The sequence below is a fragment of the Kangiella profundi genome, from assembly GCF_002838765.1.
In the GTDB taxonomy this organism is placed as follows: Bacteria; Pseudomonadota; Gammaproteobacteria; order Enterobacterales; family Kangiellaceae; genus Kangiella; species Kangiella profundi.
Genome location: NZ_CP025120.1, coordinates 1007023 through 1023001, shown reverse-complemented (window position 1 = coordinate 1023001; position 15979 = coordinate 1007023). Strand labels below are relative to the sequence as shown.

Annotated in this window: 10 protein-coding genes, 1 tRNA gene and 1 riboswitch; of the genes, 8 read left to right on the top strand and 3 right to left on the bottom strand. The window is 44.5% G+C overall.

From position 1 onward, the window contains the following. The first annotated feature begins 195 nt into the window (after positions 1–195). The 3 genes from rimK (at position 196) to CW740_RS04850 (ending at position 1989) form a co-directional block, all read left to right on the top strand. Entirely contained in the window at positions 196–1110 is a 915-nt protein-coding gene (rimK, locus tag CW740_RS04860; protein WP_018625706.1) for a 30S ribosomal protein S6--L-glutamate ligase, read from the top strand. A gap of 16 nt (positions 1111–1126) precedes the next feature. Beyond that, positions 1127–1555, top strand: a complete 429-nt coding sequence (locus tag CW740_RS04855; RefSeq protein WP_106646479.1) for an ATP-dependent zinc protease family protein — start codon at positions 1127–1129, stop codon at positions 1553–1555. Positions 1556–1898: 343 nt separating this feature from the next. Then, positions 1899–1989: transfer RNA gene (locus CW740_RS04850), tRNA-Ser, on the top strand. Positions 1990–2087: 98 nt separating this feature from the next. On the opposite strand, the gene CW740_RS04845 is transcribed toward CW740_RS04850, so the two are convergent. From CW740_RS04845 to CW740_RS04835, 3 genes are read right to left on the bottom strand one after another with little or no spacing between them, the layout of a single operon-like run. Continuing rightward, positions 2088–2612 carry a DUF6580 family putative transport protein gene (locus CW740_RS04845; RefSeq protein WP_106648034.1) on the bottom strand — a complete coding sequence of 175 codons (525 nt, stop codon included), beginning with the start codon at positions 2610–2612 and terminating at the stop codon, positions 2088–2090. 11 nt (positions 2613–2623) lie between these two features. Further along, positions 2624–3172 carry a cob(I)yrinic acid a,c-diamide adenosyltransferase gene (locus CW740_RS04840; RefSeq protein ID WP_106646478.1) on the bottom strand — a complete coding sequence of 183 codons (549 nt, stop codon included), beginning with the start codon at positions 3170–3172 and terminating at the stop codon, positions 2624–2626. Between the two features lie 10 nt (positions 3173–3182). Continuing rightward, a complete protein-coding gene (locus tag CW740_RS04835) occupies positions 3183–5144 on the bottom strand; it encodes a TonB-dependent receptor (protein WP_227523899.1) in 1962 nt (653 codons plus the stop codon). 85 nt (positions 5145–5229) lie between these two features. Next, positions 5230–5439, bottom strand: a riboswitch (cobalamin riboswitch). A 158-nt stretch (positions 5440–5597) separates the two neighbouring features. On the opposite strand from CW740_RS04835, the gene metH reads away from it, so the two are divergent. The 5 genes from metH to CW740_RS04810 all read left to right on the top strand — a co-directional run bounded on the left by metH (position 5598) and on the right by CW740_RS04810 (position 15975). Further along, complete coding sequence (metH, locus tag CW740_RS04830) at positions 5598–9281, top strand: methionine synthase (protein WP_106646477.1); 3684 nt, start codon at positions 5598–5600, stop codon at positions 9279–9281. Positions 9282–9354: 73 nt separating this feature from the next. Then, positions 9355–9765 (top strand): hypothetical protein, encoded by a 411-nt coding sequence (locus tag CW740_RS04825; RefSeq protein WP_106646476.1) that lies wholly within the window; start codon positions 9355–9357, stop codon positions 9763–9765. Between the two features lie 141 nt (positions 9766–9906). After that, complete coding sequence (locus CW740_RS04820) at positions 9907–11262, top strand: TolC family protein (protein ID WP_106646475.1); 1356 nt, start codon at positions 9907–9909, stop codon at positions 11260–11262. Between the two features lie 16 nt (positions 11263–11278). After that, the gene (locus CW740_RS04815; protein WP_106646474.1) at positions 11279–12850 is read left to right on the top strand and encodes an efflux RND transporter periplasmic adaptor subunit; all 1572 of its coding nucleotides are present in this window, start codon (positions 11279–11281) and stop codon (positions 12848–12850) included. Beyond that, positions 12847–15975, top strand: coding sequence for an efflux RND transporter permease subunit (locus CW740_RS04810; RefSeq protein WP_106646473.1), 3129 nt, complete (start codon positions 12847–12849; stop codon positions 15973–15975). The genes CW740_RS04815 and CW740_RS04810 overlap by 4 nt, the downstream gene beginning before the upstream one ends. The last annotated feature ends 4 nt before the right edge of the window (positions 15976–15979 follow it).

Genomic DNA, 15979 nt, shown 5'->3' with positions numbered 1-15979 from the left:
AACGCCAAAAAGCATGATTTGATTGGCATAATTTTTACTTGCAGGATTCTTCTAATAGGTTTAAGCGTAATGGTGCTTCATTATGTGAACTATTTAGTTGTGTAGTACTGGTGGGATTCTATGGTATATTGGCCAACAATTGGTCATTCGACCATTCAAGTTATCAAAACAATCTAAGCACAATCTGGAAGACACATGAAAATAGGTATTTTATCGCGCAACCCACGGCTATATTCCACTAAAAGACTGGTTCAGGCTGCTGAAGAGCGTGGACATGAAGCGCAAGTGGTTGATGTGCTCAAATGCTTTATGAACATCACATCGAACCGCCCTACCGTTCACAGCAAGGTACAGGGCAAAGTACGTCAGCTAGAATTTGATGCAGTGATTCCACGAATTGGTGCTTCAGTCACGGCTTATGGTACTGCTGTACTTCGTCAATTTGAGGTCGGTGGCGTTTACTCTGTGAATGAGTCTATCGCCATTACACGATCACGAGATAAATTACGTGCTCATCAACTTTTAGCACGTAAAGGTGTTGGCATGCCTATTACCAGTTACGCACACTCTGTTGAAGCAACTGATGAACTAATTGAGTCAGTCGGCGGCGCCCCATTAATCGTTAAGGTTATTGAAAGTACGCACGGTAATGGTGTTGTTCTTGCTGAAACAAATAAAGCTGCCGAAAGTTTGATCAATGCTTTCCGCAGTTTAAATGCTGACTTCCTGGTTCAGGAATTTATCAAAGAAGCCGGTGGTTCAGACATTCGCTGCTTTGTAGTGGGTGATAAAGTCATTGCAGCCATGCAGCGAAGTGCCAAAGAAGGCGAATTCCGCTCCAATCTGCATCGTGGTGGTAGTGCTCAAGTCATCAAACTAAAGCCTGAAGAACGAGCCCTTGCGGTTCGTGCAGCTAAAGTGATGGGGCTTGATGTTGCGGGCGTTGACCTGATTCGCTCTGCTCACGGTCCATTAGTGATTGAAGTAAACTCATCACCAGGCCTTGAAGGTATTGAAAAAGCGACAGGTAAAGATGTTGCAGGCTCAATCATCCAGTTCATCGAAAAAGACTCTTTAAAAGGTCCCAATAAGCCAAAAGGCCGTGGTTAACTGAGAGGATTGATCGATGAGCAAAATACACGTCGGATGGAAAGAAAAGGCCAAGCTGTCAGGGCTTGGCATTCCAAGCATCAAAGTCAAAGTCGATACCGGTGCGAAAACATCAAGCCTGCACGCCTTTGATATTAAGCTCATAGAAAAGGATGATAACACCTACGTATCATTCAAGACCTGCCCTCTTCGTCGCCACCCCAAGAGAGTATTCACCTGCGAAGCGGAGATGATCGACTATCGCAAAATCACCAGCTCCAACGGCCAAACTCAGTTACGCTATGTGATTCGAACACCCATTACTATTGGTGATCAGACATGGGATATCGACATCACCCTCGCTAACCGGGAGAAGATGCGCTACAAAATGCTGCTGGGCCGTGAAGCCATGGAAAATCTCCTGGTATCACCGACAGAAGCCTATTTGCAGAGTCCGAAGGATTAGTTAAGTAGGACTTCAAGCTCTATAGGTATTACATGCGTACGGGCAATTCATGAGTTGTCCCTACATAGCTCAATATTGTCCCTTCCAATAACAGACATTGCCCTTAGGGATTGCCTTTTATATGTAATTCCTATATCTTACGCCGCCTAGATTGCTAGGCGATCTAAACAAATTACGGTGAAGTGTCCGAGTGGCTGACTAGTTACGCAGTAACTTGAACAGCGGAGTGACGCGACGCTGGCCCGAAGGGCGAGAAGCGAAAGCTTCGAGTCACGAGCACGCATAAGTGCGACGGGGTGAGTAAATTAACAACATCCCCACCAGAATTTACATACAGGTTTACGGTGAAGTGTCCGAGTGGCTGAAGGAGCACGCCTGGAAAGTGTGTATACGTTAATAGCGTATCGAGGGTTCGAATCCCTCCTTCACCGCCATACATAAAGCGCCCACATTAGTGGGCGTTTTTGTGTGCAGAACTGACTGGATTCCATGATACTCCAGTCTCTCAAATCATGGTTTGAGAAATTAGTATTTAACTTGATACCGCTTGCTTTCCAAGCCAATACTTCTGTATCTGCCAATAACTTAAAAACAACACTCCACTGAACAATAAATCTCCCATCATGCTCCGTTGCAGAAAGGGTAAAGCCATGGTGTAGCATTCAATCAGCCCTGCCCAGCTTTTGCTGTAATAACCAGAGACAAACCAGACTCCAAAATTACTGATGAGGAAAAATATCAGTGAACTACTAATGGTCGCTCCTATCACTTTCAGACTACTAACTCGGTTGTGCAACCAAAACCCTATGAGCACTGCTATAGCCATAGCACCATAAACAAATATGATTGTGCTATGTAGTCCTAAAAACAGATCTGCCAGGAACATAGAAACCAAAGGTACAGCAAACGCCATCCACTTTTTCTGAAAATAAGTTCCAGCAAATAGTGCCAGTGCCATCACTGGTGTGATGTTATGTGGGTGAGGAAAAATACGATACAGAGAAACTGCAACAATAATCGCTATCAGGGTTAGTGTTTTTGGACTTATTTTTTCCATTGTTAATTCCTTCATCGTTGCCATTGGGCTTCTTTATCATTATTAGAGCGTGCAATTATCCGACTGATGATAAACAGTAAGTCGGATAACCGGTTAAGATAGATAATGCTCAGTTCAGTAACTGTTTCGTTTTCAGCAAGGCCTACCAGACGACGCTCTGCTCGACGAGCAACACACCGGGCAAGGTGCGCATTAGCTGATGCTATGCAGGCACCGGGAATGACAAACTCTTTCAAAGGCGGCAGTTTCTGATTCCAGGTTTTTATCCAGGCTTCAAGCTGTACCACATCGGATTGCTTCAAAAACTCCTGTTCAGGACTAGCCAGTTCGCCACCCAGGCTGAACAGTTGATTTTGAATATTTCTGATCGCCTTTACGATGGATTCATGTTGCCCCACCTTTATTGAAGCGACTAACACACCCAGCACCGCATTAAGTTCATCGATGGTACCTATTGCCTCAATCCGTGGATGACTTTTTTTTACATGCTGTTGATTGGCAAGGCGGGTCAAGCCCTTATCGCCTTGCCCCGTTGTTATTCGAGTGAGTCGATTACTCATGAGTAAACCCTTAAAATACCAGATCAAAAGTGACGATAATATCTTGCCCTTTTGCTGGGTAATAACCATTAAATTGTGCGTAATCAATATACTCTTTATCCAGCAAATTATCGACACGCAGACCCAACCTGGCGTTATCTAGCTGCCAATACAAAGCACTATTTAACAGTGAATAACCACCTACTTTGCTGAATGTATTGGTTGTGTCTCCTTCCTGATAACGCTCATCACGGTAAAAAGTTTCTAGATACCAGCTGAAGTCACTGGTTAGTTGCCAATCGAACCAGGCTGTAACTGTATTCTCTGAGACACCTGGCACTGCCAAGTCACTAGATTCAATGTCCGCATCCGCCCAATGATAAGTAAGCCCAAGCTCGTTCTCATCGAGAAAATAGCGATAGTCTAGCAGTAGTCCAAGTCGAGTTGACTCACCACCATTAACATTCGCACCAGGAAAAAAAGCGCCTGCCGGAGGGGTAGCCGATGGGTCAAAGAAGATTTCATCCTCAAGCTTTAATTGATAAACCGATGCCTGTAATGAGCTTGATTCAAACTGGCCTGACACTCCTGCTTCAAGGGAGATACCTGTCTGCGGCTCAAGCCCTAAGACTCCATCGGATGTATAGGCTTGCTCATCAACCTTAGCGAAGCGGTAATTATTGCTATAGCGAATAAAGCCTTTCGTAGCACTGTTAAATTGATAAGAAAAACCAACGTCATAGGCTGAGGCAGAATTGTCGAGAACAACTCCTTGAGGGTATAAAGCCGCATCCGTTAATTGATCCTCTACTTCAGCCAGCCGTCCAGCAAGTTCAAGTTGAAAATTAGTTGAAAGTGGCCAATAGAACTGACTGTATACGCTTTCCATGGTTTGCTCATTACTGCGAGCGAGAAGAGAAAACTCATAGTCGGCCTTGTCGTAATCGAACCCCGTTATCCACTGCAGAGGACCATTATCAGTATCCCAACTACCTTTTACTCTTGGGTACACGCTACTTTGCGAACGTCGGGTCTGATTAACATTAAAAGTCGCAAAATTGATAAAGCTATTAATACTTTGGATATCACTTTCCTGATGATTGACATCCAATGCAAACTGCCAGTTTGAATTTAAATTTGATTGGCCGAATATACGACTATAGTCTTCATCGGTACTGACATAATCACTGGCAAACTCAGGACGTGACTGGCGACGATCGTCTAAATCTGATTCAAGTAACGCACCCGGAGTCTGCTGAGTTTCATTACGCGTACGGTGTAAAAATCGCCATTGCTGTTGATTGTCCTGATAAAAAAGCTCTGCGCCCAATTGATTATTTTTGAGCTCATTATGATCGCGGTAATTATCCGTTTCTTTTTTATTACCCTTTATGACAAGTGACCATTGCTCATCAATTTGAAAACCTAAATTCCCCGCGGTTTGTTTATGATCAAAACGGCCTTGGGCATAGCGCAGAGTTTTTGTCTGTTTTTGTCCAGATTGAGTGATGATATTAATGACACCTGCAACCGCCTGATCACCATATAAGCTGCTTCCTGCACCTTGAATAATTTCTATTCGTTCAATATTAATGATATTTATGGTATCGATATCAGGTGATGCCAGATCGGTTTTATTAAGGCGCTGTCCGTCAACTAGAACAAGAACATTGCTCCCTGCCTGTGAAGCAGAAATGCCGCGCATTGAAACACTGGTTTTGCCATTAGTGTTCGACACCTGAATGCCTGGAACCCTACGTAGTACCTGACTTAAATCAGTTGCTGAAAGTCGTTCAATTTCCTGTTTTGTGATTATTGTAACGTGACTCGGTAACTGGTTTACCTGTGATTCAAAACGACTGGTGGTAATAATTACTGTTTCAGTGTCTTGCTCAATTCTTTGTTTAGAAGTGATTGTTTCATTTGCCAATAATGGCTGTGTCAGACAGCTCAAAATCAAAGCTGCTGGAATTGTTTTATTGTTTAAACTCATGGTTGTCTCGTAATTTACGAGCGGGCACTAAAAAAAGAAACTCATCTACTATCCGGCTATAAGCCTAAGCAGAGCCCACCGATCTGCTCGATACACTGTTCAGGCCGGTCTCCGGGCTTATGATCATCTAGTCACTTACCTTCCCAAGTTTTTCTCACTATAAGAAATGAACTCAGTGGTCTATCAAGCGACGCTATCAATTACCGTTGCGGGGGCAGCATCAGATTTAAACTGATTTCCCGATTATCTCCTTGCTTGTATAAAGCTTTGGAAGACCTGATCAGGGGATGAATTTCATCGTGGCCAAATGGCCTATACTTTATAACGATAAACTCTTGAAAAGGGTTCACCATTGCTAAAAGCGGTGCTATTATAACAAAATCTATTTGGACGTCTATACGTCTTTTTTATTGCCGTAAGTTATATGCGCAACATAGCACAAACGAGAGCTTAATGAGTAAAACACAGCAACTAAAAGAAATTCTAAACAAACGAATCTTATTGCTCGACGGTGCAATGGGGACAATGATTCAGCAATATATGTTATCTGAGCAAGATTATCGCGGTGAAAGGTTCGTTGACTGGCCAAGTGATCTGAAAGGTAATAACGACCTACTAAGTCTAACTCAGCCGCAAATTATTTCTGATATCCATAAGGCCTATCTTGAGGCCGGCTCTGACATCATTGAAACCAATACTTTTAATGCTACTCGAGTAGCAATGGCTGATTACGGTATGCAGGAGTTGTCGGCAGAAATTAATCGAGAATCTGCAAAATTAGCCAGAAGAATTGCCGATGCCTACTCTACAGTAGACAAACCCCGTTTCGTGGCTGGCGTTCTCGGCCCTACCAATCGTACCTGCAGCATCTCACCGGATGTTAATGATCCCGGATTTCGAAATATCTACTTTGACGAACTGGCTGAAGCTTATTACGAGTCCACCCAGGCGTTAGTTGAAGGTGGCGCTGATATTCTTTTAATAGAAACGGTTTTCGATACCTTAAATGCCAAAGCAGCAATTTTTGCAGTAAAAAAGTATTTTGATGATCATCAGGTAGAGTACCCCATCATGTTGTCGGGAACCATAACCGATGCTTCAGGGCGAACACTTACCGGTCAAACGACCGAAGCTTTCTACAATTCCATTCGTCACGCTAACCCCATTAGTGTTGGTTTAAATTGTGCGCTTGGACCAAAGGATTTACGTGCTTACATCGAGGAATTATCTCGTATCAGTGAGTTTGCCGTTTCTGCACACCCCAACGCAGGACTACCCAATGAATTTGGTGGTTATGATGAAACCCCTGACGACATGGCCAGGGAAATGTCCGAATGGATCGAGAAAGGCTTTATCAATATTATTGGCGGCTGTTGTGGTACGACGCCTGAGCACATCGCCCGCTTCAATAAGATGATTGAGGATGCACAACCTCGCAAGCAATTTAATAGTGAGGCTAAATGTCGCTTATCGGGTTTGGAAGCATTAAATCTTGATCAGTCGAGCCTATTCGTAAACGTTGGAGAGCGCACCAATGTCACCGGCTCTGCCAAGTTCTTGCGACTGATCAAAGAAGGCGATTTCGAAACGGCAATTGAGGTTGCACTTGAGCAGGTCGAAAATGGCGCTCAGGTGATTGACATCAACATGGACGAAGGGATGCTGGATTCCCAGGCTGCCATGCAACGTTTTTTAAATTTAATCGCCGCGGAGCCAGACATTAGTCGTGTTCCAATCATGCTCGACTCCTCTAAATGGGAAATTATTGAAGCCGGTCTTAAATGTATTCAGGGCAAAGGAATCGTCAATTCGATTTCATTAAAAGAAGGCGAACAGCAGTTCCTTGAGCAGGCCAGGCTAGTTCAACGCTATGGTGCCGCCGTCATCATTATGGCTTTTGATGAAGACGGTCAGGCCGATACGCTCCAGCGTAAAACAGAGATTTGTCAGCGCGCCTATAATTTGCTGATCGAAAAACTCAATTTCGACCCACAGGACATTATTTTTGATCCCAACATTTTCGCCATTGCAACAGGTATTGAGGAACACAATAACTATGCGGTGGACTTTATAGAAGCCACGCGTTGGATAAAACAAAACTTACCTGGTGCAAGAGTATCTGGCGGCGTGTCTAATGTGTCCTTTTCATTCCGCGGTAACAATACGGTGCGAGAAGCTATTCACGCAGTATTCCTCTACCATGCTATCAACGCTGGCATGGATATGGGCATTGTGAATGCCGGGCAGTTAGAAGTTTACAGCGCCATTCCGGATGACCTTAAACAAGCGGTTGAAGACGTGGTCCTCAATCGCTCACCTGAAGCCACGGAAAAGCTGCTTGAACTGGCAGAGCAATATCGCAGTTCAGGACAGGACGTTAAAGAGAAAGAAACTCAGGAGTGGCGACAATGGCCTGTGAATAAACGCCTGGAGCACGCTCTGGTAAAAGGTATTACTGAGTTTATTGACGAGGATGTTGAAGAAGCCCGTCAACAGGCCGAACGCCCTCTTCATGTTATCGAAGGTCCACTGATGGATGGTATGAATGTGGTCGGTGATCTGTTTGGCTCCGGCCAGATGTTCCTGCCGCAGGTGGTCAAGTCAGCTCGCGTGATGAAGAAAGCGGTCGCCTATCTTCTGCCTTTTATGGAGGAAGAGAAGAAGCGCCTAAAATTGGCTGATAAACCTAAAGGTAAAATTGTCATGGCAACGGTGAAAGGAGATGTCCATGATATTGGCAAGAACATAGTTGGCGTCGTACTGCAATGTAACGGTTATGAAGTAATTGATCTGGGCGTCATGGTGCCATGCGATAAAATTCTGGATACGGCCATAGAACACAACTGCGATATCATCGGCCTATCGGGGCTTATAACTCCGTCACTGGAAGAAATGGTTCATGTGGCCAAGGAAATGCAACGACGTGGACTTGATTTACCGCTACTGATAGGCGGCGCTACCACGTCGAAAATACATACAGCAGTCAAAATTGAACCTCATTATCAACACCCGGTTATGTATGTGATGGATGCCTCGCGAGTCGTCGGCGTAGTTAATAAGTTATTAGGTGAACATAAGGACGCTTATGTCGGCGAGGTCAAAGACGAATATCATAAGCTCAGATCCGAGCGTGAGAAACGTCAGAAAAAATCCAGCCTTGCCAGCCTTAATCAGGCCAGGCAGTATGCCACCAAAATAGACTGGTCAAAAACAGATATCACCAAGCCCTCTTTTCTTGGCACAAAAGTATTTCATGATTATCCTCTGCAGGATTTATTACCCCGCATTGACTGGACGCCCTTCTTTCGCTCTTGGCAATTAGCAGGAAAATTTCCTAATATTCTTGAAGATGAAGTTGTCGGGGAAACTGCCCAAAAGCTATATCAGGACGCTCAATCGATGCTTAAAACAATTGTCGAAGAAAAGTGGCTGACTGCTCGTGGGGTTTTTGGTTTTTTCCCGGCAAATTCTGTGGGTGATGATATTGAACTCTTTAACGACGACACACGAACAGAAACGCTTTGTCATCTGCATAATCTGCGCCAACAAAAACAGACCCGCGATGGTAAGTTCAATTATTGCCTGTCAGACTTCGTCGCTCCCAAAGAAACTCAGCTCAAGGACTATATCGGCGGCTTTGCGGTCACTGCAGGGATTGGTATCGACGAGCATGTAAAGGCCTTTGAAGCCAAGCATGATGACTATAACGCCATTTTGCTAAAAGCCCTGGCCGACAGACTGGCAGAAGCCTTTGCAGAGAGAATGCACGAATTAGTTCGCAAAGACTATTGGGGCTATGTTCCCCATGAAAATCTTGATAATGAGTCCTTAATTTCAGAAAAGTACCAAGGTATTCGCCCGGCCCCCGGCTATCCCGCCTGCCCCGACCATACTGAAAAAGGAACACTCTGGAATTTATTACAGCCCGATCAGGCAATCGGACTCAATATCACTGAACACTTTGCTATGTACCCTACCGCGGCAGTTTCGGGCTGGTACTTTGCCCATCCTGAAGCACGTTACTTTGGTGTTGGAAAAATAGAGAAAGATCAGGTCAGCGACTATGCCCAGCGTAAGGGCTGGGACCTCGAAACGGCTGAAAAGTGGCTTGCACCCAGTTTGAGCTATGACACATAGTTATGACATTTAACCCACAGGAAGTTTTGAACTTTCTCGAAAATAAGCTATCCTATCAATGTTTTGGATATTCATGAGTCTTAAAGTGCAGCATAAATTGATACAAATATTAACCTTGGTATTAGCGTTACTGGCGTTTATCGGCCAGTCGAATGCTATGGTTGGTATGCCTTGTATGAGCACTCATGAACAATCACCCAATCTAATATCTCATAATTCAGACCAGCATTCGGGCATGGACCATTCATTAATGAATCATGCTCAAATGAACCACTCAGAATTGAAACAATCAGATGTACAGTCCATGGACTGCTGCGAAGACAGCGGTAGCTGTGATATGAGCACTTGCTCTACTCCGGGCTTACTCATAGAGCCCTTTTTCAACTCGCAGTCTGCAGCAAGCAACACTTCAGTCGATTTGTACTCAGATCAAGCCATCGTTTCAATATCCAGCTCTCTCTATAGACCACCCATCAGCTACTAAAACAGCATAGATCCGTCTTGAGTTTATGATCTTTACCACTCAAGCAATATGTCTGAGTTAGTTGTGTCTCTTCAGCGCTCTACTCATAAAGATTTAGTTAATACCAAAATGACTGGTTAATCGCTCTTCTGGAGGAGTGATATGTTTATAAAAGATTTAAAGCACTGTATTAGCTTATCAGTAAGCCTTTTACTGATGAGTGCTCTAGTTTTCGGTAATTCTGAGGTGGCTGCAAACACCTCTGAAGCTTCACGTCAACTGACACTGGAACAGGCTATTCAAATAGCGCAAAACAATGACCCTTGGCTAGAAAGTAATGAGTATCGTCAACAGTCAATCAGTGCACAAAGTACTGCTGCCGGAAGTTTGCCCGACCCAATGGTTTCCATTTCTGTAGCTAATTTACCTGTTGATAGTTTTGACTTCTCACAGGAAGCCATGACTCAACTTAAATTCGGAGTAACACAGGCTTTGCCCCGTGGTGATAGCCTTGAATTGTCACAAAAGCGTTTGCAACAACTGAGTCAAGAGTTTCCCTTACAGCGCCAAAACAGAAAAGCACAAGTTAAAGCGGCTATTAGTCAACTCTGGTTAGAGATTTTTCTTACCGCACAAACCATTGAATTGATCGAGCAGGATCGTCCACTCTTCGAGCAACTGGCAGAAACAGCATCTATCAACTATTCCAGCGCCATGGTACAAACCAGCCAACAGGATGTGATTAGAGCTCAGGTTGAGTTAACTCGACTGGATGACCGATTGAGTCAACTCAGACAACAGCTAACAAGTAAAAAAGCTCAATTGTCAGAGTGGTTAACGACTTCCAATCATTCTCAATGGGCGATGAAAGAGTTTCAATTACCTGACCATCTACCAGCAATCACTTTAAGTAGTGATGATTTGCTAAGCGAAAGCGGGAATGAATATTCAGAAAAGCTTATTCAGCATCTTTCAAGTCATCCCCAACTAGTAGCGTTTGAACAAAAAATTCAAGCTAGCGACACCAGTATTGAACTGGCTAAACAAAGCTATAAGCCACAGTGGAATTTGAATGCCAGTTATGGATATCGAGATGATGATCCAATGGGTAATAGTCGCTCAGACTTCTTCTCAGTTGGCGTTAGCTTTGATGTCCCTCTGTTTACTGAAAACCGTCAAGACCAGCAAGTTACTTCAAGCATTAAAGAACGCGAAGCATACAAAGCTGATAAATGGCTAATGCTGCGGAATATGTTAGCCAGCGTACGAAATTTTCAAGGACAGTTAATCGAGCTTGATAACAGACGTCAGCTTTTCAATAACAAGTTATTGCAGGAAATGCAGCAACAGGCTGAAGCAACCCTCAATGCTTACACCAATGATCGAGGTGACTTTGCAGAAGTTATGCGCGCCAGAATTGCAGAGCTGAATACTAAAATAGATGCCATGACTGTTGAGGTAAGCTACCTCAAAACAATCGTTCAATTAAATTACCTGTTCACACAGGCCGAACAATAATTTTCAAGGTGACACTATGAAAAAATCAACTTTGACTACAATCATTAGTGCCGCAATTGTTGGTGCTATTTTGGGTGTATCACTTTCCTCATGGCTTGGTGATTCAGGTTCCTCAACGGGTGACAATGCAGGCCCAAAGGAGCCGCTTTATTGGGTTGCTCCTATGGATCCGAATTATCGCCGAGATAAACCCGGTAAATCACCGATGGGAATGGATTTGGTCCCCGTTTATGAGGAAGGTCAGAATGCAGACTCTCCTGGCACAGTGACCATCTCTGCAGCAGTGGAAAATAATATTGCTGTTCGCACCGATACCGTCAAATATGGCACGCTCAACAATGCCATCAAGACCGTCGGCTATGTGCAGTTTAATCAAGACCAGCTAATTCATATCCATCCAAGAGTTGAAGGCTGGGTCGAAAAGCTATTCGTAAAGGCATCCGGTAATCCGGTAAAAAAAGACCAGCCGTTGTACGAGCTTTATTCACCTCAGTTGGTCAATGCACAGGAAGAATATGTTTTAGCATTGAAGCGTAACAGTCGTGAATTGATTCAAGCTGCGCGTAATCGGTTGCGCGCATTGCAACTGCCTGAATCATTAATTCAGGAACTTGGCAAGAATCGTCAGGTAAAGCAAACCGTCACCTTTTATTCGCCACAAGATGGCGTCATCGATCAACTCAGCATTCGTGAAGGATTTTACGTACAACCAGGCACAACCATGATGTCAATTGGCACCTTGGATCAGGTATGGGTTGAAGCGGAAGTTTTTGAAAGACAGGCGAACCTTATCAGTGTTGGGCTTCCGGTTACTATGACTCTGGATTATTTTAATGGTCGTTCATGGCAAGGTCTGGTCGATTATATTTACCCATCACTTGATAGTACCAACCGCACCCTGCGCGTTCGTATTCGATTTGACAATCCTGACCATCAACTCAAACCTAACATGTTTAGCCAAATTGTTATTCATGCCAACGCTGAACAGAATCAACTACTGGTGCCTAAAGAGGCTGTGATTCGTACTCAGAAGCAGGATCGTGTGGTATTGGATTTAGGTGATGGAAAATTCAAATCCATTGAAGTTCAGTTAGGGGCTGCGGGTGATGAGTTCTTTGAAGTCGTCAAAGGCCTCCAAGAAAATGATCGTGTGGTTACTTCAGCACAGTTCCTGATTGACTCTGAATCGAGTAAAAGCTCGGACTTTAAGCGTTTGAGTCAAGATGATGAAAGCGAGTCCGCATGGGTTGAAGCAACGATTAACAGTGTCATGTCACATCACAACATGTTGAATGTAAGCCACGGTCCTGTTGACCAATGGAAATGGCCGGCTATGACCATGGATCTGAATACTCAGGAAGATCTTGATTTGTCGAAACTAAAGTCAGGTATGACGGTTCACATTGAAATAAGCAAGCTTCCTGATGGCAGCTTCTTGATCACTCAGATACACATTCCCGCTCAGAGTGACAAGCAACAGAACCAAGAAATGGACCACTCGACTATGGACCACTCGACTATGGACCATTCGACTATGGACCATTCGACTATGGAACATGATAAAAGTGACGAGGAGGATAAGGAATGATCGCTTCCATTATTCGCTGGTCAATCCACAACCGTTTCTTCGTCTTGCTGGCGACACTAATCCTTGTTGGTGTCGGAGTTTATTCCCTCAAGAAAACACCGGTAGATGCGATACCTGACTTGTCTGATGTACAGGTCATTATCAAAACCAGTTATCCAGGACAAGCCCCACAGGTTGTTGAGGATCAGGTAACTTACCCGTTAACCACTGCCATGCTATCGGTACCTGGAGCACAAACGGTACGCGGATTTTCATTCTTTGGTGACTCTTACGTTTATGTCATTTTCGATGAAGACACCGATCTATATTGGGCACGATCAAGAGTACTGGAATACTTAAGCCAGGTTGCTCCCAGTCTGCCTGAAACAGCAAAACCCCAGTTAGGTCCTGATGCTACAGGCGTCGGCTGGGTTTATCTGTATGCCTTGGTCGACAAGACGGGACAAACTGATATCAGCCAATTGCGCAGTCTGCAGGACTGGTTCCTAAAATATGAACTACAAACCGTAGAAGGTGTTTCAGAAGTCGCAACCGTTGGCGGCATGGTTAAACAGTATCAGGTCAAAGTTGATCCAGAAAAACTTCGCGCTTATTCAATTCCACTAGATTTAATCCAGAGAGCGATTCAACAAAGCAACCAGGAAGTCGGTGCTTCAGTTATTGAAATGGCTGAGGCGGAATATATGGTCAGGGCAAGTGGTTATCTGAAAAATCAGGAAGATATTGGACTGATCCCACTTGGAGTCAATGATCAGGGTACTCCCCTACTGTTAAAAGACGTGGCCGATATTTCTGTTGGCCCACAGATGCGTCGTGGAATCGCTGAGCTCAATGGGCAAGGCGAAACCGTTGGCGGTATTATTGTTATGCGTTTTGGGGAGAATGCTCAACAAACCATTAATTCCGTTAAAGATAAACTCACCCAACTCCAATCAAGCCTACCTCAAGGTGTTGAGCTGATCACAGTATATGATCGTAGTGGTCTGATTGAACGCGCAGTTGATAATTTGTGGCAGAAGCTGATTGAAGAGTTATTAATTGTTGCCCTGGTTTGCATGGTATTCCTGTTCCATGTGCGCTCCTCACTGGTAGCTGTCATCAGTTTGCCCGTTGGCATTCTGACCGCATTTATTATCATGCACTGGCAGGGACTGAACGCCAATATTATGTCGCTTGGTGGCATTGCTATCGCCATTGGAACCATGGTCGATGGTGCCATTGTGATGATTGAAAATATGCATAAACATCTTGAACGAGCCCGGACAGATGAGCAGCCGTTAACCAGCAAGCAGCGTTGGGAAGTTGTTAGCCAGTCAGCGACTGAAGTGGGGCCTGCATTATTCTTCAGCCTGTTGATCATCACTGCCAGCTTTATTCCTGTCTTTACTCTTGAAGCTCAGGAAGGACGCATGTTCTCCCCTCTTGCCTTCACCAAAACTTATGCCATGGCTGCATCAGCTGCACTGGCGATAACTTTGGTGCCTGTTCTGATGGGATACTTCGTTCGCGGTAAAATAAAACCAGAGAACAAAAACCCTATCAATAGAGGTTTAATTAAGCTGTATAAGCCGGTGCTGACCAAGATTTTGAAATTCCCCAAAGCAACCTTAGGTGTGATTGCCTTATTGATGGTTATTGGTTTATGGCCCGCGACCAAAATCGGTAGCGAGTTTATGCCAGAACTTGATGAAGGCGACTTGATGTATATGCCAACCACTTACCCTGGTCTTTCTATTGGTGAGGCGCGTGAAATTTTGCAGCAAACCGATAAGTTAATCATGTCGGTACCCGAAGTCAAAACCGTGTTCGGTAAAATTGGTCGCGCTGATACAGCGACCGATCCTGCTCCACTAACCATGATAGAAACTTTTATCCAGTTGAAACCGAAAGAGCAATGGCGAAAGGGAGTAACCACCAGCAGTATCAAGCAAGAGCTAGAACGCTTGGTAAAAATTCCGGGGCTATCAAATGCCTGGGTTATGCCCATCAAAACTCGAATCGACATGCTCGCAACGGGTATTAAAACCCCTGTCGGTATTAAAGTTTCAGGCCCCGATCTCAGTGTTATTGAAAATATTGGTAAGCAACTTGAACAAATACTGCAGAAGGTTCCCGGAACTGCGTCAGTCTACTCTGAACGTGTTGCTGGGGGTCGTTATCTGGACATTGATATTCATCGTGAAAAAGCCGCCCGTTATGGCTTGAATATCAAAAATATTCAACAGGTCATTTCAACAGCGGTTGGGGGCATGAATATTACTCAGACGGTAGAAGGACTTGAGCGCTATCCTGTCAATATTCGTTATCCTCAGGAGTATCGAGATTCTCCGGAGCAATTGGCTTTATTACCGATAGTGACTCCTGCCGGACAAAGAATTGCTTTAGGTGATGTCGCTACCATCCAAATCCTGGATGGGCCACCCGCCATCAAAAGCGAAAATGCCCGTATCAATGGTACCGTGTTTGTTGATATCGAGAATATCGATATCGGCCACTACGTAAGCCAGGCACAACAGGCGGTGAATGAGCAACTGCAACTGCCTGCTGGCTACTCATTGAACTGGGCAGGTCAGTATGAGTACATGCTCAGAGCAGAGAAAAAACTTAGTTATGTCTTACCACTAACTTTAGCCATAATCATGGTATTGCTTTACTTAAGTTTCAGAAACTTAATGGAAGTGATTATTATCATGGGCACCCTACCGCTGGCCATAGTCGGCAGCCTCTGGCTGACTTACCTAATGGGATTAAACTTTTCCGTGGCGGTCTGGGTTGGCTTTATCGCGTTGGCTGGTGTGGCAGTCGAGATTGGGGTCATTATGTTGGTCTATCTCAACCAGTCCTATCAAGAGCTAACCCGTTCCAATGCAACGAGCGTGGATAAAGATCAACTAAGACAGGCCATTATTGAGGGAGCCTCATTGAGAGTTCGCCCAATTATGATGACAGCCGCTTCAATCATATTAGGTCTATTGCCGATTCTACTTGGTGGAGGTACCGGAGCAGAACTGATGAGTGGAATTGCGACACCTATGGTAGGAGGAATGTTAAGTGCCTTAATATTAACACTGGTCGTTTTACCTCTGGTGTATTACCTCTGGCGCGCACGCTCCATTCAAAACTAAGTCG

Coding starts and splice junctions, on each gene's coding strand:
- metH (WP_106646477.1), top strand. CDS start 5,598: ATGAGTAAAACACAGCAACTAAAAGAAATTCTAAACAAACGAATCTTA.
- CW740_RS04815 (WP_106646474.1), top strand. CDS start 11,279: ATGAAAAAATCAACTTTGACTACAATCATTAGTGCCGCAATTGTTGGT.
- CW740_RS04810 (WP_106646473.1), top strand. CDS start 12,847: ATGATCGCTTCCATTATTCGCTGGTCAATCCACAACCGTTTCTTCGTC.
- CW740_RS04840 (WP_106646478.1), bottom strand. CDS start 3,172: ATGAGTAATCGACTCACTCGAATAACAACGGGGCAAGGCGATAAGGGC.
- rimK (WP_018625706.1), top strand. CDS start 196: ATGAAAATAGGTATTTTATCGCGCAACCCACGGCTATATTCCACTAAA.
- CW740_RS04835 (WP_227523899.1), bottom strand. CDS start 5,144: ATGAGTTTAAACAATAAAACAATTCCAGCAGCTTTGATTTTGAGCTGT.
- CW740_RS04825 (WP_106646476.1), top strand. CDS start 9,355: ATGAGTCTTAAAGTGCAGCATAAATTGATACAAATATTAACCTTGGTA.
- CW740_RS04855 (WP_106646479.1), top strand. CDS start 1,127: ATGAGCAAAATACACGTCGGATGGAAAGAAAAGGCCAAGCTGTCAGGG.
- CW740_RS04820 (WP_106646475.1), top strand. CDS start 9,907: ATGTTTATAAAAGATTTAAAGCACTGTATTAGCTTATCAGTAAGCCTT.
- CW740_RS04845 (WP_106648034.1), bottom strand. CDS start 2,612: ATGGAAAAAATAAGTCCAAAAACACTAACCCTGATAGCGATTATTGTT.